We start from the raw sequence: 21,567 nt of genomic DNA, 5'->3' as shown, positions 1-21,567 counted from the left end.
TGCTCTGGTTTTACGTTCCAATCCGCAAAAGGAAAATTATGAACAACTATATCGTATGCGCTCTATATAAATTCGTCACACTTAATGACTTTGAAGAAATGCGCGAACCACTTCGTCAATTCATGGAAGCGAGACAAATTAAAGGGACACTTCTGCTTGCTGTAGAAGGTATCAACGGTACCGTGTCAGGTACTCGAAAATCTATTGATGAATTACTTAACTACCTGAATGCCGATGAGCGCATCAACCCTATATCATGTAAAGAATCATTGCATGAGGAACAACCTTTTTATCGTACAAAAGTAAAACTTAAAAAAGAAATTGTCACGATGGGTGTTGAAGGCATAGATCCAAAGCGAACAGTAGGGAGTTATGTTAAGCCAAAAGACTGGAACGAATTGATTTCAGATCCAGAGGTTACGCTTGTTGATACCCGTAATGATTATGAAATTGAAATTGGTACATTTAAGAATGCTGTCAATCCAAAGACAGAAACCTTTAGAGAGTTTCCTGCTTATGTAGCAAAGGAGCTCGATCCAAGCAAACATAAAAAAGTGGCAATGTTTTGTACTGGTGGGATCCGCTGCGAAAAATCAACAGCTTACTTAAAAGAGCAAGGCTTTGAAGAAGTGTATCACCTCGAAGGTGGCATCTTGCAATACTTAGAAGACGTACCAAAAGAAGATTCACTTTGGGAAGGAGACTGCTTTGTTTTTGATAATAGAGTAGCAGTCAATCACGAGCTTCAAAAAAGTGAGTATGACCAATGCTACGGTTGTCGCTTGCCCATTACTGAAGAAGATAAGTTAAGTGATAAATTTGAGCCAGGTGTTAGTTGTCCGAAATGTTTTGGTACTCACACCGATGAACAAATTGAGCGCTTTCGTGAACGCGAAAAGCAGGTGCGCCTAGCAAAACAGCGCAATGAAGAGCATGTGGGTACTGAAGCGCGCTTAGTTATTGAACAAAAACGTAAGCAAAAAGCGGCTGAACAGCGTGCTCGCAGTCTATTGAAAAATAAACAAAAAGGATAGTAAGTTCGCATTTACCCTAGACACTCTAGGTCCTAAAGGAGTAAACTTTGAGGTCTGTACTGCGAAATGATCACAAGGATCAACGATGAGCAACAATCAAAAATTAACAGACGCACAAATTGCGGAAATAAGAAAAGACTTCGATTTTTTCGATAGAGATTTAAATGGGCAAATCGATCTGCATGAGTTCATCGAATTACTGACCGTGTTATCACCAAAAACAAAAGCTGGGAACGTACAAGAAGGTTTCTCGCTCATTGATGGTAATGGCGATGGCTATATCGACTTTGAAGAGTTTCTAGAATGGTGGAAAGATGGTTGGTGGGAATATTAGAACCACTAAACGCTATTTGAAAGTATAATTAAAGCCCTACATATTCCGTATGCAGGGCTTTTTTCATTTAAGAACCTTTGCACTGCATCATCTTTAAGTTAATAGGAGGCTTAGTGAGCATTACTTTCAGAAACACTGAATGCCTAAACAAAGCAGCAGGACTTACTTTTGACAATATGCGTTCATATTATGAAAGGTATGGAGTAAGTTGGGATTCAAAAATAATAGAGGGTAAAACTGCTGATCTCGACAATTATGATATTCTTATCGACAACGAGGTCGTTGGTGTTTTCAGATTGCAGTATGAAATCGATTGTTGCTACCTCAGAGATATTCAAATAAAACCTTCACATCAAAATTTAGGCATTGGTCAACTGGTTCTGAATGAAGTAAAGCGCCGAACACAAGACGCTCTTTTAGCTACTATAAAATTGAGAGTATTCAAAATTAGCCCAGCAGTAGGGCTCTATAAAAGAAATGGATTTGTAATAGAAAACGAAGACGAGCGTTTTTTAAATTTGAAGTTGGATTTAAGCTGTTAGTATTCTCAAATTAGCACGCCAAGGAAGCGCAGTTCTCAATGTATTTTCTTACTCTTTAGGTGTACTTTCATCATCATTGTCAGAACTGAAGTTAAATTCATTGTCGTTATCTACATCTTCAACAAGCTGTCTAACTTTGCGTTTAATTGGAATGAAGCCTGTATCCACTGAATCCATTGCTCTAACGCGCTTCTTAACCGGGTTCTTCATTGCTTTCGGCTTGGCTTTTTCTGATTTCTTTGCGAGCTCTTTTTTCTCAACTACGGCTCTTCTGCCCTTAAATTTACTTGGGAGATCTTCGTATTCAGAAAAAGAATAGTCTTGTGTGAGTTTTGATTTTATAGCGCTAAAACTATGCCAATCTTTTCCGCTAACAAAGGATATTGCAACACCTTTATTCCCAGCTCTACCTGTTCGGCCTATACGGTGAATATATTCATCAGCAAATTTTGGTAAGTCGTAGTTAATGACTAACGCGACATTCAACAAATCTAAGCCGCGAGAGGCTAAGTCTGTCGTTACAAGTACCGTATGTAAGCCTCGAGAGAAGGCATTGATGACACTCGAACGCTGTCCCTGAGCTAATTCGCCATGCAAACTAATAGCACTAATACCCTCGTCCTCAAGTTGCTTAGCGATGCGTCCTGTGTCCTCACGAGTCGCTGTGAAGACGATGGCCTGAACTCTATTGGCAAGAACGAGTGATTTAATTAACAACTTATCTTTGTGAGACACGCCATCTGATAGGTAGAATTTTTGTTCTATATCTGCGTGAGGTATCGCGACATTATCTATCACGATCTGTTCGGGAGAATTGAGCATCTTCTCAGTCATAGCATGCACTGCGGCACTGTCTATGGTCGCAGAAAACATCATGGTTTGACGTTTCCTATGATTTGCCGAACGGTGAATAAGATCTAGTTGTTCAGAAAAGCCTAATTCAAGCATGCGATCGGCTTCATCTAAAATTAAAAGTTCGATGCCGTTTAGGAAAAAGCTTTTACCATTGATGTGATCAGCTAAGCGGCCAGCAGTGGCAACGATAATGTCAGGGTTTTTTCGTAACATTTTGACTTGGTCGTTGTAGTTCTCTCCACCCACAACTAATGCAACTTGCATATTTTGCGTGGATGTCAGTTTCTTTGCTTGCAAGAACACTTGTTTTGCTAGTTCACGAGTAGGGGCTAAAATTATTGCCCTCGGATCTGCTTTCGTGAGAGGTCTACTGGTTAGCAATCTATTAACCGCTGGCACCAAGAATGCTAGTGTTTTTCCTGAACCCGTTTTAGCGCCGGCAACAACATCTTTGCCTTTTAAGGCGTGCGGAATGCTTTTATGCTGTACTTCGGTTAGCGTGTCTATTTGCATAACAGAAAGCGCTTTTAAAACGCGGCTATCAATCGGGAGTTCAGAAAATAACAAGGTAAAGCCTCTTTAAAAAATTCTTAGGCATTATCCTTGAATTACGGCCGTTATAAAAGAAAAACCCCAACATATTAATGTTAGGGTTTCATAATAACTTCGTTTTACCAATTTTAAGCCTTCGTAATGGTCTTATTTAAACGGATGCTAGTTTGGTTTAGCCGATGGTCATTTCTGGAATATCACCTTCTACAACTAACTTACCAGCTGTTTTCTCGATAATTTCTTCGATACTTACACCCGGCGCACGTTCTCTTAAATGAAAGGCATTGTCTTTTACTTCAAGGACGGCCAAATCAGTAATGATACGTGTTATGCAATTTACACCGGTTAATGGCAATGTGCAGGCTGGCAACAGCTTCGAGTTACCGTGTTTATCTGCGTGAGTCATGGTCACAATAATATTTTTAGCACCGGCTACAAGATCCATTGCGCCACCCATGCCTTTAATCAATTTACCTGGGATCATCCAAGAAGCAATGCTACCTGAAACGTCAACTTCAAATGCGCCCAAAACAGTAAAATCGACATGACCACCACGGATCATCGCGAAACTCTCTGCAGAGCTAAAAATAGATGCACCTGTTGAAGCGGTAACTGTTTCTTTACCTGCGTTGATCATGTCTGCATCAACGTTATCTTCAGTAGGGTATGGACCCATGCCTAACAAACCATTTTCGGATTGCAGCATAACTTGAATATCTTCGGGTACGTAGTTTGCCGCTAGAGTAGGGATACCAATTCCTAAGTTTACGTAATCACCATCTTGAAACTCTTGAGCGACGCGCATTGCAATTTGATCTCTTGATAATGCCATGATTAAGCTCCTTTTGCTGTAACAAGACGTTCGATACGTTTTTCAAACGAACCTTTAATAACTCGGTCAACATAAATACCAGGCGTATGAATTTGGCTCGGTTCTAGTTCGCCAGGCTCTACGATTTCTTCAACTTCTACAACCGTGATTTTGCCAGCCGTTGCAGCCATTGGGTTAAAGTTCATTGCAGTGTGACGGTACATACAGTTGCCGTAACGATCAGCTTTCCAAGCTTTAACTATTGCGAAATCACCGGTTATTGATTCTTCTAAGATATAGTCGCGGCCATTAAACTGACGGCTTTCTTTACCTTCACCCACTGGCGTGCCGAAGCCTGTCGCTGTATAGAATGCAGGAATGCCTGCTCCGCCGGCTCTCATTTTTTCTGCAAGGGTGCCTTGAGGTGTCAACTCTACCTCTAGTTCACCATTAAGTAGTTGTTTTTCAAAGAGTGCATTTTCACCGACGTATGAAGAAACCATTTTCTTAATTTGCATATCTTCAAGCAAAACGCCAAGTCCAAAACCATCAACGCCACAGTTGTTTGAAACAACCGTTAAACCTTTGGTTCCCATGCGTTTGATTTCAGCGATTAAACCTTCTGGAATGCCACAAAGACCAAATCCACCGGCAATTACTGTCATATCGTTTTCAAGACCTTGCATTGCATCTGCGTAGCTTGTTACTACCTTGTCAAAACCTGCCATGAGTACTCTCTTTTTTGTTTATTTTAACAACAGTATTCACTATGCTGTTAAATATGTAAAATTGATTTATTATCACAATTGATAAATTTAAGTTATTAATCAATTGAGCGCAAGAGGACAATTATGGTATCGATTAAAAACATTCAAGCGTTTGTCGTTTTAGCGAAGTGTCAATCGTTTGCAGAAGCTTCGCATAAACTTCACGTATCACAACCAGCATTGTCTAGTGCGATAAAGAAGATGGAAGAGCAGTTAGGTGGAGCGTTATTTAGTCGTTCAACCAGGAGTGTGAAGTTAACACCAGAGGGAACTTCATTTTTGCTTGTTGCACGGCGTTTATTGGCAGACTGGGAAAATGCATTAGATGACGTAAAGCAGCTATTTATGCTTGAAAAAGGTCTTTTAACGATAGCTTCAATGCCTTCCTTTGCGGAAGGTAAATTACCGTATCTATTAGCCTCCTTTGGTTACGCGCAACCAAATATAGGTGTGAGGATATATGATGTCATCATGGAAGTGGCTATCGAAAGTGTTCTAAGTGAAAGGGCCGAGATAGGTTTTGTATTTGAACCAGAAGAAAATGATTTACTCAATTTTCATTCAATGTTTGAGGATGAATTTGTGTTAATTATGCCGCCTGATCACGAGTTGAATTTAGTAAAAGAAATTACGTTAAACCGTATTACTGAATACCCATTTGTAAGCATGAATAGAGGCTCAAGCACTCGAAAGTGGGTTGATGAAAAACTTGCACTCAGTGGCAACAAAATAAGTATAGCAGTTGAGGCTTCTCAATTTAGTACGATTGGTAATTTAGTGCATTCTAAAATGGGTATCGCTATTGTGCCTTCAATGGTGCAAAAACAGATGGAAGCGAAGGGTTGTGTGAGTAGGAAGGTGGTTGACTTAGATATTATAAGGCGGGTTGGTTTAATTACGCTCAAAAATATGGCTTTGTCTTCAGCAGCGCAAGCATTTGTTGATGGTTTGAATATTTCGAATAGATAAAATTATCTAGGTTTATGATACTTAAGATGCATTTACCATTTCTTTTTGGGACCAAAGAGATCATCAATTTCTTCATTCTCTTTTTCTTTTTCCGCCGCAATTTGTGCCAAGTTGCTTGCTTTCATTGCATTTTCAAGGCCATTGAGCGTAGCTTCGAACTCTTCAATACGGGTAGTAGTGTATTCATCTTGTGGTTTGTGAGTTTTTAAGGCATTTACCGCTTTCTCAATATACTGTCTAGCACTGCCTTGCATATTCCCACCAATCGCATCGTTTGCTCGCTTATTAAGCGTTTCAACGTTAACACGAAGCTGCAACCTTTCTAAATTCTTATCTTCGATTGAAAACACTTTAGGGCTGATATTTCCTTTGCCATGCTCTGAACGCAAAATTACCCGAAGCCTTTTTACAGCTTGAATATACTTGATAATGACTTTGTCGTTTGCTGGAAGTTTGAAAGAACTATGGTCGGGTGCAGGCTCGAGTACATCTATGGCTTTAAGTTTATTTGCCGTTTCTGAAAGGCGTTGCTTTAAATCAGGGTTAGGGTTTTGAGCTAAACTCAATTTCAAGGCATTTTGGATACGCTGGAGAATAACCGCAATTAACTGTTGAGAAACCGGCATTTGTTCAGCTGCTGATAGTGCGTTTTCAGTTTCTTCGATTATCGCTCTTTGGCGGCTTACTTCTTCGCGTTTTTGTGACTCTTTGCGTTCTTTATGTTGTTGAACCGCACTCGCTGATATACCAGCGATAATAAGAATGGCGATTAAAAGTATGACAATTGTGTAGCTCATTAAAGGTTTCCATTGTTGGAGTCGCTTACGTGTCCTTTAAGGCAATAGTACCTTAAATATACTGCCGCCTGTAACACTATTATTACTCAACTTTATACTTCCTTGTCGATTCTTATTTTTATGTGTTTGTGCAATCATTCGCGCGAAGAACAAACCTAAACCTGTTCTTCCTTCACTAACGCACAGTGATTCCATTGCAGCATCCGACATATCTAACATACGTTGAGGGTATCCTGGTCCATTGTCCTCAACTGTTATGCATAAATATCCATCTTCCACTAGGGTTGAGATTTTAATTTCGCTCGCACCATAACGTATCGCGTTAACGAGTACATCATTCAATAGCAAAAATAACAAATCCTTATCTGTAAACCAAGATAATTCCCCATCAACGTCAACTGAACAAGTGATATTTTTTTGTTTTGTATAGGTTTTGTTTGATTCAATCACTTCATAAACAAGATCTTCCATAAAACATTCATCAATGTTTAACGGCAGGGCATCTAACTCAACTCGATATAAGGAAAGAATTTGAACCAAGGTCGTATTCATCCTACTTGCTTCATAATGCAAGTCGACAATGTGCTCTCTGCTTTCATTTTCGGAAGGAGGGAGTGATTTAGACAAATCTTCGATAGTCTGCAATAGTAAACTAAGGGAGTTTTTCATGTCGTGCACAGCAACGGCCATCACTGAAGCAAAGTCAATGTTTTGGTCATTATTATTTACCTTGCTGTGATGCTTGTCTTTTGGCATAACTCACCTTTTTAATTGCTTGATTGATTTATCGGCTGATAGCGCTAATTCTATATTATTTATACATTTTATCCGTATTTTAAAAGAATACTAAGGTATCAAAAGACTCAAGTTGGTATTAAAAAAGTTGATTTCACATAATTTACATAAATTCTTATGCAAATTTGTTTTAAATTGTCTATTATTTAGTTATAAAGTGTATAAACCAAAATTGCTAAACACAATTATTATGCAGAACTCGCCAATACTGCAAAACAAACCCTAGGTTATTTAATGAAATTACAACAATTAAGATATATCGTCGAAGTCCTAAACAATAACCTTAATGTATCAGCAACTGCTGAAACTCTTTTTACTTCTCAGCCCGGTATCAGTAAGCAAGTTCGAATGCTAGAAGATGAATTAGGCATTCAGATTTTTGGTAGAAGTGGGAAGCACCTCACACATGTGACTGAAGCTGGCAAGGATGTGATCAATATATCGCGAGAAATCCTAGCAAAAGTAGAGAGCATTAAAGCCGTAGCTCGCGAGCATACCTTACCTGATCAAGGTAAATTGAACATAGCAACCACGCATACTCAAGCCAGATACGCACTGCCAGACGTGATTAAAGGCTTCATGTCAAAGTATCCTAAAGTTTCCTTGCATATGCATCAAGGAACACCTTCTCAAATAAGTGATTTGGCGGCGAAAGGAGAAGCGGATTTCGCGATCGCAACGGAGTCATTGCACCTTTATAACGATTTAGTGATGCTACCTTGTTATCACTGGAACCGCTCTGTGATTGTAAACAAAGAACACCCGTTAGCGAAGAAAAACTCTATTACCATTCAAGATATAGCAAAATATCCCTTGGTGACGTATGTTTTTGGTTTTACAGGCCGATCTGAACTTGATCAAGCATTTAATACCGCCGGTTTAACACCGAAAATTGTTTTTACTGCGACAGATGCAGATGTGATTAAAACCTACGTTCGTTTGGGTGTTGGGATTGGTGTTATTGCTTCTATGGCAGTGAGTGACGAACTAGATTCTGATTTAGTCAAAATTGATGCAAGTCATTTGTTTGACTACAGCACTACAAAGATTGGCTTCAGAAAGGGCTCATTCTTGCGAAGTTATATGTACGACTTTATTGAGCGTTTTGCTCCGCACTTGACGAAAGACGTTGTAGAACGAGCGATGATGCAAAAGAATAATGACGAAGTTGAGAAGATGTTTAAGGGGCTTACACTTCCTGTTAAATAATTGCCGTTTCAAACAGTTCAGGCTAAGCAAGATGAAGTAAAGCAAGATGAAGTAAAGCATTGAAGCTGAGGAATAAGAAAAACCCGATACTTGTATCGGGTTTTTTATGACTTCGTTTTTTATTATTTTTTGCGTTATTAATTCTGCGTTATCAATAAAAAAAAATACCTAAAGATCGTATTAGCACTCAATGATATTAACTGCCAGTCCGCCTCTAGCGGTTTCCTTATATTTTGTTTTCATATCATTACCTGTATCCCACATAGTTTTAATAACTTTATCTAATGATACTTTGTGGTTACCCGTTCCTCTGAAAGCTAGGCGAGATGCATTAATAGCTTTGATTGCCCCCATCGCATTACGCTCTATACACGGTACTTGCACTAAGCCACCAACGGGGTCGCAAGTCAGACCTAAATTATGCTCCATACCGATTTCTGCTGCGTTTTCTACTGCTGCTACAGAACCGCCTAATATTTCTGTTAAAGCCGCAGCAGCCATTGAACATGCGACACCAACTTCTCCCTGACAGCCGACTTCAGCGCCTGAAATAGATGCGTTCTTTTTATATAAAATACCAATCGCGGCAGCGGTAAGTAAGTAACGGCATGCGGTATCGTCATCAACAGGACGAATGAATTTATCGAAGTAACACAGTACTGCCGGAATAATACCTGCAGCGCCGTTTGTTGGTGCAGTTACGACTCTTCCTCCTGCTGCATTTTCTTCATTAACAGCGAGAGCAAATAAATTAACCCAATCCATGGCCTGCATTGGATCATTGCTACTTTCATTCTTAAGTTTGCGATATAAGCAATAAGCGCGTCGATGGACTTTTAAACCACCAGGTAAAATACCTTCAGTATTTATTCCGTTATCAACACATTCCTTCATTACTTCCCAAATATGCACTAATCGATCTCTAAGCACGTTCTCAGGTAATATTGATATCTCATTGCGCAGCATCAATGTACTAATTGAGAAGCCATTATCGTGGCATATTTGCATAAGTTCGGTGGCAGTCGAAAATGGGAAGGGTGCGTCAACTTGTTGTTCAGCGAATTTCTCTTCTTTTTGAGCTTGAAATTCAGATTCCTCAACAATGAATCCTCCGCCAATAGAGTAGTATGTGGTTTGAAGCACACATTCACTGCCAGCGTAAGCAAAAAATGTCATTCCATTTGAATGCAATGGTAATGTTTTTCTACGGTGAAAAACGATTGCACCATCTTTTGGGAATAGAATACTGTGTTCTTGGTTTAGCATTAAGGCCTGTTTGCTTTCTACTTCAGCTAACATGCTATCAACTTCTCTGACGGGGACGTTTTCAGGCAAATAACCTAACAGCCCTAAGATAACTGCTTTCCCTGTGCCGTGTCCTTTACCAGTCTGTCCTAAAGAGCCGTAAAGCTCAGTTTTGACTGCTGTGATCTTATCAAACAGTCCAGCTTCTTTTAGAACATCACAGAAAACAGCTGCCGCTCGCATAGGACCAACAGTATGGGAACTTGATGGGCCTATACCCACCTTGAACATGTCAAAAACACTGATCATTTTTTTGTCACTTAACTCGTTATTATACCCATTAACAGTTTTACACAGATTGGATAATAAACAAATGAGAATTACTAATCAGTTGCATTAGTATTGTTAATGCGGTGTTATCATTTGAGTTTTGATTTGATTGCGCTTAAAAACAGAGGGAACGTCACAAAGGCTGTGATTTTGTTATGAGTAAAAATCGATATGCTGACATAAAAGGGCGGTCATACCTGCTGTTGCTCCCCAAATGACATCATTACCATATTGGATAAAATATATAGGAAAACGTTGCTTACGGCGTTCAGCATGATGCACAAAATAATTTTGCTGGTTCATTAAATGAGATAACGGCACCTGAAAAATTCGACTCACTTCATTTTTATCTATCTTTAAATCAGTGTCTAAATCGACTGACTCATCTAGTATTCCAATCACTGGTAGAACAGCAAAGCCACTGATTGTTTTATACTCAGGTAAGGTACCAAGGACTCTCACTTTATCAGGGCTTAGGCCAATCTCTTCTTCTGCTTCACGCAATGCTGTATGAACAAGTGATGTGTCGCTTTTTTCAAATTTTCCGCCCGGGAAACTAATTTGCCCGGCATGATGATTGAGGTGGCTGGCGCGTTGAGTAAATAAGACTTGTAAATCATCAAATGGGGGTTGCAGACAGATGAGGACTGCAGCAGGTCTAGTTTCGACCGGGAATGGAAAGTCTAAATAGGGCCCTGCAGACCACGGTAGATGAAATTTCGATAAGAAGTCTTTTTCATTCATATGCTAATTTAACTCATTCCGTGTGGCGCTAATTTGTTATTCATTACCTGTTCTGCTCTCTCAGCTTCTTCAGCATTACTAGCATCAAAACTAGCATCAACAACGGTTTCCGCCAGAATAGGGAGTATCTTAGCCACTTTATCTAAACTTTCTTGATACTCGCTTGCGATATCAGAATCTAAAACGATACCACCGCCAGCCCAACAATACAGGTGATTATTTTCAGCTAATACTGTGCGTATACAGATACTCGTGTCCATATCATCGCGTATGCCTATATAACCGATACTTCCGCAATAAATACTGCGTTTATCCGGCTCAAGCTCCTGAATAATCTGCATCGCGCGATGCTTTGGTGCACCTGTTATAGAGCCGCCTGGAAAAGCACCTTTCAATAGCTGTATGGGTGACGAATTTGCTTTTAATTTTCCCAGTACAGTACTTACCATATGATGCACCGCGGGATAACTTTCTAACTTAAAGAGTGCTGGAACAACAACAGAGTGCGGTTCACAATGCTTACTTAAGTCGTTACGCAATAAGTCGACTATCATTAGATTCTCAGCTTTATCCTTTTCGGAATTCAGCAACTCATCGCTTAGTTTCTTATCCTCTTCACTGTTCTGCGATCTCTTTCGCGTCCCTTTAATAGGCTTAGTTTCAACAACACCTGATTTAACTTGTAAGAATCGTTCGGGTGATACACTTAAAATACAGTTATCGTCCAATCGAATAAATGATGAAAAGGGGGCCTTGTTAACTGCTCTCAATTTTTGATAAGCATCCCATTCACAACCTTTATAGCCAGCTTCAAAACGTTGTGCGTAATTAATTTGATAGCAATCGCCGGCGTGCAGATAGTCATCAACTATTTGTAAGTTTTGATGATATTTCGACTCACTTTGATTAGCTTTCCATTGAGTCAGTTGTTGGAATTTCTCAGTTTTGGGAATTACGCTATGCTCATTCAGTTCATAAGCAGTGGCTCGTAATTCCTCAGCTCGTTCTGAATCGATGTAACATAAGTACACTTTATGTGTCTTGTTATCAAAAATTAAACTTTGATCGTAAATACCAACAGCCAAATCTGGTGCAACATATTGTGCAGGATGATTATCTTTCATGCCATCTAACTGAATGTTCAAATCATAAGCGAAATAGCCTAAGGCGCCACACAGGAATGGGAGTTCACTCTTGCTTGTGCAGTCGACTGTTGATTTGAATTTACTATGGATCGCCTCTAAACGCTCAAATGGACAAGTGTTGGAAGTAGACGGCTGAATATCTAGCAAACTTAACCAAGCTGCATCCGCTGATTCGACTAATTGCTTATTCTTGACTACTAGTTTAGCAACCGGAGAATGAACGATAATGTCATATTGACCATCGCTGAGTTGGTTATTACAGGTGTCGAGCAACATTGCCCATGGTTTGTGCTGAAAATTGCCGAATACGTCGACAGCTGAAGTTCCCTCCAGTTCTGTGCACTCTTCAATGAATATTGGTAGAGACAATGTCATCCTCGTAAATAATCAGGTTTTCTTGGCGAAATAAACATGAGTTAGGTAGTATACTTGCCTAATTATTAAAACCATATCAATCTTTGAAAAAAACAGGGGACCTCATGACCGTCATTCGTCAACAAGACTTTATAGACAGTATTGAAGATGCGTTGCAATTTATCTCTTATTATCATCCTTTAGACTATGTAAAGGCTGTAGAAGCTGCGTATAACCGAGAAGAAAGCCAAGCAGCGAAAGATGCTATGGCACAGATTCTAATCAACTCAAGAATGTCTGCTGAAGGTAAGCGTCCATTATGTCAAGACACTGGTATTGTTACTTGTTTCGTTAAAATCGGGATGGGGGTAACTTGGGATAAAACGGATATGACGGTTCAGGAGATGGTAGATGAGGGAACTCGTCGTGCTTATCTTAACCCTGATAATCCTTTACGGGCTTCTATTGTGTCTGATCCTGCTGGCGCTCGAGTTAACACAAAAGACAACACACCAGCAGTTGTGCATATTGATACAGTGAAGGGTGAGAAAATTGAAGTCATGATCGCTGCTAAGGGTGGTGGTTCCGAAAATAAATCTAAGATGGTCATGCTAAACCCAAGCGATGATATCGCTGAGTGGGTAGTAAAAACGCTGCCAACAATGGGGGCAGGCTGGTGCCCACCAGGCATGTTAGGAATAGGCATAGGCGGAACAGCAGAGAAAGCGGCTGTTCTAGCGAAAGAAAGTCTAATGGACCCTGTTGATATCCAAGAATTAATGGAGCGCGGAGCAGAAACGACTGAAGAAAAGTTGCGATTAGATATTTTTAAGAAAGTAAACGATTTAGGTATTGGCGCACAAGGTTTAGGCGGTTTAACGACCGTCGTTGATATTAAAATTAAATCAGTACCAACACACGCAGCATCGAAGCCTATCGCTATGATCCCAAATTGTGCCGCAACCCGTCATGCGCATTTCTACCTTGATGGTTCAGGTCCCTCTGAACTGCAGCCGCCAAAACTTGAAGATTGGCCGAAAGTGACTTGGGAAGTTAGCAAGGACACCAGACGCGTAAATCTAGACGACATTACGAAAGCAGATATCCAAGACTGGAAAGTTGGAGAAACGGTGCTCCTAAGCGGTAAGATGTTAACAGGTAGAGATGCTGCACATAAGCGCATTCAAACCATGTTAGACAATGGTGAAGGCTTGCCAGAGGGCGTCGACTTAACTAATCGATTCATTTACTACGTAGGCCCTGTCGATGCTGTGGGAAGTGAAGTTGTAGGTCCTGCTGGCCCAACTACAGCAACACGCATGGATAAGTTTACCGACATGATGCTTGAGCAAACGGGCTTAATTGGCATGATTGGTAAAGCAGAGCGAGGCCCAGCTACAGTGCAAAGTATTGCTAAACATAAAGCCGTTTACTTAATGGCAGTTGGGGGCGCAGCCTACTTAGTGTCAAAAGCGATCAAAAAGTCGAGAGTGGTTGCGTTTGAGGATCTAGGTATGGAGGCAATCTACGAATTTGACGTTGTTGATATGCCGGTGACTGTCGCTGTAGATAGCACAGGGGCAAATGCGCATGAAACGGGTCCAGCTATTTGGAAATTAAAGATAGCCGACATGGAAGCCGCAGCTAGGGGCAAATAGCCCCTTTTGCAAATTCGTATTCTCATAATTTATTACAAGGATCTGTAGCAGATGTTACAAGCATTCATGAACATTGAAGTCGCTATCGCTTCGGGCATAGCGGCTATAAGTGCGGCCCTTATTGTAGCTTTAATTTTCCGCTCACAAGCAAAAAGTAAAATTGAAGCTTTAATAGTTGAACATCAATCTGAACTAACATTGCAAACAGATACCTTGTTTCAGAGGTTGAATGACCAAAAAGAAGAGTACGATACTGAGCGCCAGCAGCTTAAACAGCAATTAGCCTTAAGTGATCAGAGTTTCAAGCAGAACGAATCTAGAATAGCTGAACTCAAGGAAAAACTTGGAAAAGTTGAGTTTGATTATTCACAACAGCTAGATTCTGCGCGTCGCACTATTGCTGAAAATCAACGCGAAATAGGGACCCTAAGTCAAAAAGCAGACGAACTATCGAGAAAGCAAACTGAAAATGAAGTGCTTTCTAAAAGTTTAGATGAAATGACCACTCGCTATTCTGAACTTCAGGCTAGTTATCAATCGCAACAAGCCGGTTTCGATCAGGAAAGAAAGAGTTTCGCTGAAAAACTAAACTTACTAGAAAACGCAGAGAAGCAACTTTCAACGCAATTTGAAAATTTGGCAAACAAGATATTTGAACAGAAATCTGAAAAGTTTACTAAAACCAGCGAATCTGGAATTACACACCTTATTGCGCCACTGAAAGAGCAAATTGAAGCGTTTAAACGCCAAGTATCTGAGCAATATGTGAAAGAAGGTCAAGAACGAGCCTCTTTAAAGACAGAAATTTTGAGTCTGAAAGAACTGAACAAGCAAATTACAGAAGAAGCTGCAGCGCTTACCAATGCGCTTAAGGGTGATAATAAGCAACAGGGGAACTGGGGAGAACTCGTATTAGAGCGCATCCTAACTGAGTCGGGACTACGCAATGGGCATGAGTATGAAACCCAAAAATCTCTGAAAGACACTGATGGAAAGCGTTACCAACCCGATGTTGTCGTTCATCTTCCAAACGACAAAGATATTGTTATAGATTCAAAAGTGTCATTAATTGCCCACGAAAAATATGTGAATGCTAAGGATGATGATGCAAGACAACGTGCAATCAAGGAGCATATCAATTCAATTAGTGGTCATATTAAAGGCTTAAGCAAAAAGGACTATCAAGATCTCACCGGTGTTCGCACGCTTGATTATGTGTTGATGTTCATTCCCATTGAATCCGCATTTATTTCTGCCATTGAAAATGCGCCGGATTTGATCAAACTCGCGTTAGATAATCAAATTATGTTGGTGAGCCCGACCAACTTATTAGTTGCATTGCGCACGATCAATAATATCTGGCAATACGAATATCAGAATCAAAATGCTAATAAAATTGCGGAACAAGCCAGAAAAATGTATGACAAGTTCCATGGCTTTGTGACGGATATGGAAAAGATTGGCAGAAACGTTGATGCAACCGCAAAAGCTTATGAATCTGCCATGGGTAAATTATCGACGGGTAGGGGCAACTTAGTCAGGCAGGCAGAGCAGTTTAAGAAGCTAGGTGTCACACCAACGAAATCTCTCGATGCTAGTTTGGTGGAAGGTAGTTCACACGATGATGATGGAGAGAGTGACGATGGAGAGGTTGATGATGGCTTAGGTGAGCATGGAAAAAGTGCTGATAGAGGAATTGAAGGCCTTGAAAAAAGTACAGATACAAGCGATTCAGCACAAAGCTTAGAGGATCTTCAGGCAAAGCCTGAAGACGCAGATAAGGACTAATAGACTAACTTTCTTGCACGGCAAAGCTCGTTGTTATATCGACATTGCCTGTCAACATGAGCATCACAGAGCAATACTTCTCAGTACTTAATTGCACTGCACGAGCTAAGTGTTTTTCATTGATGTCCTTACCTTGAACAACAAAGTGAGCATGTATCTTTGTGAATTTTCTAGGTGCAGTTTCGGCGCGTTCAGCTTCAAGTTCACAATAGCAACCTTGCATGTTCTGACGAGATTTACGCATAATTTCAACTACGTCTACAGATGAGCATGCACCCACGGAAATTAACACAGCTTCCATAGGAGACAAATTTTGGCCATTGCCATCTAATTTGAGTGTTCGACCATTATCCATTTCGCCTTCAAAACCAAGTCCATCTTCAGAGGGTTCCCATACAACTGTTGCTTTCATTTAATCACCTAAATATATATTTACTTTTTCTCAACTAAGCTTATGTGTGTTTTGCTTAGCAGTATCTTTTTATTTTTATACAGTGTGCCAATAGCACGCTTGTAAGCCCCTTTACTAACATGGTAGCGAGCGTATATTTCATCGGCAGAGCTTTTATCTGTCAGCGTAGAAATGCCACCGTGAGCCTCTAAATCATCAATGATTTCAGCTGCTAGGTCTTTTCGTGCTTCTTTACCTTGTCGTTGCAGAGACAAATCAATTTTACCATCTCCTCTAATTTGTTTAATAAACGCGGTAAGTTGATCACCAATGGCAAGTCTTTTAAATAAATCACTTTTGAAAAGTAAGCCTTGGTACTCTCTGTTTATAATACACTTGAAGCCCAAAGAGGTTTCATCAAAGACGATAACTGATACTTCTTGCCCCGGGCTTAAATCATCTGCTGTTTCATTTAAGAAACGGTAAAGTTTCGAGCAACCTACTAGCTTTCTATTGTCTGGGTCTTCGAGTAAGTAAACGACATAGCTCAAACCAATATCCATTGGCTTATGCTGCATTGATTTCGGGACTAGTAAATCGCGTTCCATTCCCCAATCAAAAAATGCACCAAAGTCAGTCGCGCCAGTACAAGTGAGTAAAGCAAAGTCATTTACTTTGATTGGGACTTCTTTCTGTGTCGCTTGAATACTGCCATCTTGAGCATAATAAACAAATGCTTGTAGGGTTTGGCCTTTTACAAACTGGCCATTGGTATCACTCACTGGCATGAATACAGTTTCATTTATATCAGAATCTGTGCCTTCATAAGCCAAAGAATAGCCGAAGGGGAGTTCGTCGGTGACGACTAAATCATTCACTTGACCGATAATTGCCATTTAAGACTCTCTTTTACATGATTTTTTGAGGTATTAGCATTAGTATAACAGGATTGACTTTTTCATCATCATGCTTAATTTAGGTTATATGAAATTAAATGCGGATTTAGGCGAGAGCTACGGACATTGGCAAATTAATGCTGATAAAGACATTATGCCTTTCATCGATATGGCAAATATTGCTTGTGGCGGTCACGCAGGTGATCCAAAAGTGATGCATCAAACTGTCGCATTGGCGAAAAGCCACGGTGTGAGTATTGGCGCCCACCCATCATATCCGGATATTCAAGGCTTTGGTCGCAGAAGTATGTCGATTCCAGCTGAAGAATTGTGCCATATTATTCAAGCTCAAATAGCAGCACTCGATGGTCTGGCTAGATGCCAAGGAGAAACCCTGAGTTACGTTAAACCTCACGGCGCACTCTACAACGACATGATGAGCAATAAAGCGGTGCGACTAGCGGTTTATAATGCGATTAGAACGTACTACATTAGCTTACCCTTAGTTGTTCAAGCGACAAATCAAAATGACAAACTGCGCATAGAGGCAGAAGAATATGGTGTGAATTTGTTGTTTGAGGCATTTGCAGATCGTCTTTATCTTGATTCTGGTTTTCTTAGTCCTCGTAGCACACCCGGAGCGGTTCTAGATGGTGCGCAGTCTGTTGAGCAAGCTCGCCGGCTCATTGAAAAAGGTGAGGTGATTACGGATAGCGGAAAGGTGCTTTCTATTTCAGCTGATACAATATGCGTACATGGTGATACCCCTGAAGCTATAAACAATGTAGCAAGAATAAGAGAAATCCTTCTAGGACAAAATGATTGAATAATTGTGATAATTCGCAAAAGGATATTAGCGATTTAATAGAAATCAGGACTGCATCAGATTGCAGCATCATTCTCTATGTTAACGATGTAAAACTAGGTTTAGACAAGTCTAATGCTTTGATTGGCTTGCTGACAAAGGAATTGCTTTCTAATAGGCCAACGTGGCTGCGTGAATACATACCTTCATATACATCATTGTTGATTGAGTACTTTTTATTTGACACCGATCATTTGGCTGTTAATCGTTACCTAAGACATTTAATTAATTCCTCGCTAAGTCATATTGGGACTTTGCTAGAAGGCGTGATGGATGAAAATAAGCAAAGTGATACACAGGGTGAGTCATCAACCTTGCATAAAATACCTGTGTGTTACGAGCTTAGTTCGTTTGAATCTGATTTACAAAAGGTTGCATCGGAAAAGGCTTTAACAATAAAGGAGCTTATCGCAATGCATTGTGCTGTTTGCTACAGAGTGTTCGCTACCGGATTTCTACCTGGTTTTGCGTACTTGGGCGAACTACCGGAAGAATTGTCGCAAGCAAGGCTAAACAATCCGCGAAGCAAAGTACAAAAAGGTGCAGTGGCAATAGCTGACCGCCAAACCGCGATATATCCAGACGAATCACCCGGTGGGTGGCATATTCTCGGCTATACGCCAATAGACCTTTTAATTCACAATAATGAACAAAGATCTGCTGAGGTTACGCCACTACTAAGAGCGGGAGACTACGTCGAATTTTTTCCAATCACTGAACAACAATACTTAAATTGGCATTAAGAATGAAAATCCTAGCAGCAGGTTTAGCCACGCGGTTTACTGATTTAGGCAGAGTCGGACATCAACACATTGGCTATACTCAGTCTGGTGCACTGGATACGAATAGCCATATTTTCGCCAACGCGATCCTCGGAGTCCCAAAAACTCAGCCCACTATTGAGATCCTATTAGGTGGATTTAAAGCGATTGCTACAGAAAGCTTGATTATAGCAATCACTGGCGCGCATTCTAAAATTCAAATTGATGGAAATGCTCAGCCGTTGAATCAGGCTTTCGTTTTAAACAAGGGGCAAACCCTAGAAATTGAGCAGCCATCGACTGGTGCGAGAAACTACATTGCTAGTCTTAATCCATTTTCAACAAAGCCTTTCCTCAACTCTGTTTGTGCAGTAGCGCGGGAAAAAACGGGCGGTATAAACTCAGATGGAAAGAGTCTACAGCCTGGCGATGTTATTTCTTATGATTCTGATAGTTATGATTCTGATAGTTATGGTGCTGAAAACTTAAAAGATATCCAAGTAGCGAAGAACAGCTTAATTGAAATTAATAGATTTAAAGCATCACTACTCGAGACACCAATAAGTGATGAGTATATAATTAAAGTGGTACTAGCATACCAACACGCCTTATTCGATCATAAAATGAAAGCTCGTTTTTTTCATCAGCAATTTACTGTTAGCCAAGAAACAAGCGCGATGGGTATGCGTCTTCGCGGTGACTCTATTGGGCATGTATCTGTGAAGCTTTATTCTGAGGGGATCGCCAATGGCGCAGTTCAGATTACGCCAGAGGGCTTACCGATTATTATGCTAGCCGAACGCCAAACAATTGGTGGATATCCTAAATTGGGCAGTATAATCAGCAACGATTTACCTATACTAGGACAGTGCCGTCCAGGTTCCATCATTCGCTTCGAAGAAACTGATTTATTTACCGCACGGCAACTTTATCTTTTATCAAAATCTAGGCTAGATAGATTTTCGCGACAGCAAGCAAAATAGGGCGCATAGCAATGAGTAATGTATATTTAAATGGTAAGCTTGTAGCTGCAAATGAAGCAAAGATTTCGCCCATGGACAGAGGCTTTTTATTTGGTGATGGTATTTATGAAGTGATACCAACATACGCTGGTAAAGCAGTTGGTTTAAACTTGCACCTAGAGCGCATGAGAAACGGATTGCAAAGCGTTGGGATAAAGTATGAACTAGACGCTGAAAAGTGGTCAAAGATAATTACAAAGCTGATTTCACACAATAACAATAGCTCACAAGGCGTTTATATTCATGTCAGTCGTGGTACGGATGTAAAGCGCTTTCATGCGTATCCCGATAACATCACCCCAACTGTATTTGCTTACGCTTTCGATACACCTCCTAGCCAAAGCCCTGATAACGAACACGTAAAAGGATTTCATGTAACAACTGGACCAGATCTTCGTTGGCAGCGATGTCATATAAAATCAACCTCTTTGCTTGGTAATGTGATGCACTTTCAGCAAGGACAAGATGCTGGAGTTGATGAAATTATTCTTTATAACGACAAAAAAGAAATTACTGAGGCAGCGGCCTGTAATGTATTTATCGTAAAAGATAAGCAAATATTAACACCACCTTTAGACAATCAATTGTTGCCGGGTATAACACGACGGATTGCTATTGATGCCATAGCTAAATATACAAGCTATAAAGTTAATGAATGCATTATTTCGTTGGGAGAATTACTGAACGCTGATGAGGTTTGGCTAACTAGTTCTAGTAAGGAAATAGGGCCTGTATTATCAATTGATGGTAAAGCAGTAGGAGATGGTTCTAAAGGAGTTGTTTGGGCTGAGGCTCAAGCCGCTTATAACAAACATAAGTTTGATTGTTAATTAAGTTATTGTTGTTATAAGAGGGAGAGTTGTCTTTCGTGGGAAATTACTGCCTTCGCAGTAATGACTAGCTGCTTGAGTGAAGCACATCAATCCAAGGTCATCCTTGCAAAGGTACAATACTGTTCGTTTAAGCCCCTTTTAACTCAATTTATCAATCTTTGCTTTGTGTAAATAGACGGAGGTTACTGCCTTCGCAGTAATGACAAGAGGTGTTTAATCCTTAAATAAACAGTATTATGGGCTGGCAAGGACCTCCTAAATCAATCAAAAAGCTTATAATAAACACAGATCAAATCAACTACTGATCAGCATTCTCGCAATCAACTTTCTGGCATTCACCGTAAAGGTATAAGCTGTGATTAGTAAGCTTCATATCATTATGAGCTGCTATCTCTTCTTGTCTCTTTTCAATCACATTGTCTTCGAATTCAAATACCTTGCCGCAACTTAAGCAGACGAGATGATCATGATGTTCTTTGTGACTAATTTCAAAAACCGACTTACCACCTTCAAAATGATGGCGGTTTAATATACCAGCATCATCAAACTGGTTGAGTACGCGATACACAGTTGCAAGGCCAATTTCCTCACCTTGCTCAATTAATATCTTATACACATCTTCAGCGCTAATATGCTGATTTGTTGGTTCTTGAAGGATCTCCAAGATTTTCAAACGAGGTAATGTAATTTTCAGTCCTGCTTTTTTTAATTCTTTATTTTGGTCCATGAGAAACTTCGTTTTTGAAACTTGAGTTGTATTATAGGTAAGTTGTAAAGATTTAACAGTATCTGCCGTAATATTTATAAGATAAGCTTGTTTTGTTTCGAAAAATTACTGATAAATATTAAAGAAACACAAAATAAATAGTT

General features: G+C 40.1%; 22 protein-coding genes. 11 read left to right on the top strand and 11 right to left on the bottom strand.

What is annotated here, in order from left to right; all coding sequences use genetic code 11:
- Positions 1–38: 38 nt before the first annotated feature.
- The 3 genes from ACKLNX_RS07280 (at position 39) to ACKLNX_RS07270 (ending at position 1,910) form a co-directional block, all read left to right on the top strand.
- The gene (locus ACKLNX_RS07280) at positions 39–1,034 is read left to right on the top strand and encodes a rhodanese-related sulfurtransferase (protein WP_411694751.1); all 996 of its coding nucleotides are present in this window, start codon (positions 39–41) and stop codon (positions 1,032–1,034) included.
- Positions 1,035–1,119: 85 nt separating this feature from the next.
- Positions 1,120–1,368 (top strand): EF-hand domain-containing protein, encoded by a 249-nt coding sequence (locus ACKLNX_RS07275; protein ID WP_411694750.1) that lies wholly within the window; start codon positions 1,120–1,122, stop codon positions 1,366–1,368.
- Positions 1,369–1,481: 113 nt separating this feature from the next.
- Positions 1,482–1,910: a GNAT family N-acetyltransferase gene (locus ACKLNX_RS07270; RefSeq protein ID WP_412971822.1), complete on the top strand. Its 429-nt coding sequence runs from the start codon at positions 1,482–1,484 to the stop codon at positions 1,908–1,910.
- A gap of 48 nt (positions 1,911–1,958) precedes the next feature.
- Here ACKLNX_RS07270 and ACKLNX_RS07265 read toward each other — a convergent pair whose 3' ends face one another.
- The 3 genes from ACKLNX_RS07265 to ACKLNX_RS07255 form a co-directional block, all read right to left on the bottom strand.
- Positions 1,959–3,332: a DEAD/DEAH box helicase gene (locus tag ACKLNX_RS07265; protein WP_412971821.1), complete on the bottom strand. Its 1,374-nt coding sequence runs from the start codon at positions 3,330–3,332 to the stop codon at positions 1,959–1,961.
- A gap of 157 nt (positions 3,333–3,489) precedes the next feature.
- Positions 3,490–4,149 (bottom strand): CoA transferase subunit B, encoded by a 660-nt coding sequence (locus ACKLNX_RS07260; protein ID WP_412971820.1) that lies wholly within the window; start codon positions 4,147–4,149, stop codon positions 3,490–3,492.
- A gap of 2 nt (positions 4,150–4,151) precedes the next feature.
- Positions 4,152–4,856 (bottom strand): CoA transferase subunit A, encoded by a 705-nt coding sequence (locus ACKLNX_RS07255; protein ID WP_411694746.1) that lies wholly within the window; start codon positions 4,854–4,856, stop codon positions 4,152–4,154.
- A gap of 123 nt (positions 4,857–4,979) precedes the next feature.
- Here ACKLNX_RS07255 and ACKLNX_RS07250 point away from each other — a divergent pair, with 123 nt between their 5' ends.
- The gene (locus ACKLNX_RS07250) at positions 4,980–5,864 is read left to right on the top strand and encodes a LysR family transcriptional regulator (RefSeq protein ID WP_412971819.1); all 885 of its coding nucleotides are present in this window, start codon (positions 4,980–4,982) and stop codon (positions 5,862–5,864) included.
- Between the two features lie 32 nt (positions 5,865–5,896).
- On the opposite strand, the gene ACKLNX_RS07245 is transcribed toward ACKLNX_RS07250, so the two are convergent.
- Both ACKLNX_RS07245 and ACKLNX_RS07240 read right to left on the bottom strand, forming a co-directional pair.
- A complete protein-coding gene (locus ACKLNX_RS07245; RefSeq protein ID WP_411694744.1) occupies positions 5,897–6,661 on the bottom strand; it encodes a hypothetical protein in 765 nt (254 codons plus the stop codon).
- A gap of 36 nt (positions 6,662–6,697) precedes the next feature.
- The gene (locus ACKLNX_RS07240) at positions 6,698–7,417 is read right to left on the bottom strand and encodes a sensor histidine kinase (protein WP_412971818.1); all 720 of its coding nucleotides are present in this window, start codon (positions 7,415–7,417) and stop codon (positions 6,698–6,700) included.
- A gap of 273 nt (positions 7,418–7,690) precedes the next feature.
- On the opposite strand from ACKLNX_RS07240, the gene cysB reads away from it, so the two are divergent.
- Positions 7,691–8,665: an HTH-type transcriptional regulator CysB gene (gene cysB / locus ACKLNX_RS07235; RefSeq protein ID WP_412971817.1), complete on the top strand. Its 975-nt coding sequence runs from the start codon at positions 7,691–7,693 to the stop codon at positions 8,663–8,665.
- 180 nt (positions 8,666–8,845) lie between these two features.
- Here cysB and ACKLNX_RS07230 read toward each other — a convergent pair whose 3' ends face one another.
- The 3 genes from ACKLNX_RS07230 to pabB all read right to left on the bottom strand — a co-directional run bounded on the left by ACKLNX_RS07230 (position 8,846) and on the right by pabB (position 12,498).
- Positions 8,846–10,219, bottom strand: coding sequence for an L-serine ammonia-lyase (locus ACKLNX_RS07230; protein WP_412971816.1), 1,374 nt, complete (start codon positions 10,217–10,219; stop codon positions 8,846–8,848).
- A 174-nt stretch (positions 10,220–10,393) separates the two neighbouring features.
- The gene (locus ACKLNX_RS07225; protein ID WP_411694740.1) at positions 10,394–10,984 is read right to left on the bottom strand and encodes a CoA pyrophosphatase; all 591 of its coding nucleotides are present in this window, start codon (positions 10,982–10,984) and stop codon (positions 10,394–10,396) included.
- Between the two features lie 8 nt (positions 10,985–10,992).
- Complete coding sequence (gene pabB / locus ACKLNX_RS07220) at positions 10,993–12,498, bottom strand: aminodeoxychorismate synthase component I (protein ID WP_412971815.1); 1,506 nt, start codon at positions 12,496–12,498, stop codon at positions 10,993–10,995.
- A 110-nt stretch (positions 12,499–12,608) separates the two neighbouring features.
- Here pabB and ACKLNX_RS07215 point away from each other — a divergent pair, with 110 nt between their 5' ends.
- Together ACKLNX_RS07215 and rmuC are read left to right on the top strand one after the other, a co-directional pair.
- A complete protein-coding gene (locus tag ACKLNX_RS07215) occupies positions 12,609–14,141 on the top strand; it encodes a fumarate hydratase (protein ID WP_412971814.1) in 1,533 nt (510 codons plus the stop codon).
- Positions 14,142–14,192: 51 nt separating this feature from the next.
- Positions 14,193–15,929, top strand: coding sequence for a DNA recombination protein RmuC (rmuC, locus tag ACKLNX_RS07210; RefSeq protein WP_412971813.1), 1,737 nt, complete (start codon positions 14,193–14,195; stop codon positions 15,927–15,929).
- Positions 15,930–15,933: 4 nt separating this feature from the next.
- On the opposite strand, the gene ACKLNX_RS07205 is transcribed toward rmuC, so the two are convergent.
- Positions 15,934–16,341 carry an OsmC family protein gene (locus ACKLNX_RS07205; RefSeq protein ID WP_412971812.1) on the bottom strand — a complete coding sequence of 136 codons (408 nt, stop codon included), beginning with the start codon at positions 16,339–16,341 and terminating at the stop codon, positions 15,934–15,936.
- Between the two features lie 20 nt (positions 16,342–16,361).
- Entirely contained in the window at positions 16,362–17,216 is an 855-nt protein-coding gene (locus ACKLNX_RS07200) for a S1 RNA-binding domain-containing protein (protein WP_412971811.1), read from the bottom strand.
- A gap of 88 nt (positions 17,217–17,304) precedes the next feature.
- On the opposite strand from ACKLNX_RS07200, the gene ACKLNX_RS07195 reads away from it, so the two are divergent.
- Genes ACKLNX_RS07195 through ACKLNX_RS07180 form a run of 4 tightly spaced genes read left to right on the top strand, consistent with a single transcriptional unit; the run spans position 17,305 to position 20,694 of the window.
- Complete coding sequence (locus ACKLNX_RS07195) at positions 17,305–18,042, top strand: 5-oxoprolinase subunit PxpA (RefSeq protein WP_412971810.1); 738 nt, start codon at positions 17,305–17,307, stop codon at positions 18,040–18,042.
- Positions 18,039–18,824: a 5-oxoprolinase subunit B family protein gene (locus ACKLNX_RS07190; RefSeq protein ID WP_412971809.1), complete on the top strand. Its 786-nt coding sequence runs from the start codon at positions 18,039–18,041 to the stop codon at positions 18,822–18,824. Before ACKLNX_RS07195 ends, ACKLNX_RS07190 begins: the two co-directional genes overlap by 4 nt.
- Positions 18,825–18,826: 2 nt before the next feature.
- On the top strand, positions 18,827–19,825 hold the full coding sequence (locus ACKLNX_RS07185; RefSeq protein WP_412971808.1) for a biotin-dependent carboxyltransferase family protein: 999 nt from the start codon (positions 18,827–18,829) through the stop codon (positions 19,823–19,825).
- Positions 19,826–19,836: 11 nt separating this feature from the next.
- Positions 19,837–20,694, top strand: coding sequence for an aminotransferase class IV (locus ACKLNX_RS07180; RefSeq protein WP_412971807.1), 858 nt, complete (start codon positions 19,837–19,839; stop codon positions 20,692–20,694).
- A gap of 301 nt (positions 20,695–20,995) precedes the next feature.
- Here ACKLNX_RS07180 and fur read toward each other — a convergent pair whose 3' ends face one another.
- Positions 20,996–21,424, bottom strand: coding sequence for a ferric iron uptake transcriptional regulator (gene fur, locus ACKLNX_RS07175; RefSeq protein ID WP_412971806.1), 429 nt, complete (start codon positions 21,422–21,424; stop codon positions 20,996–20,998).
- Between the last annotated feature and the right edge of the window lie 143 nt (positions 21,425–21,567).

Origin of the sequence: Glaciecola sp. MF2-115, from assembly GCF_047250385.1 — a bacterium.
Taxonomy (GTDB): Bacteria; Pseudomonadota; Gammaproteobacteria; order Enterobacterales; family Alteromonadaceae; genus Glaciecola.
Note: the sequence above shows the minus strand (reverse complement) of the source record. Positions and strands in the feature narration are given on the sequence as shown.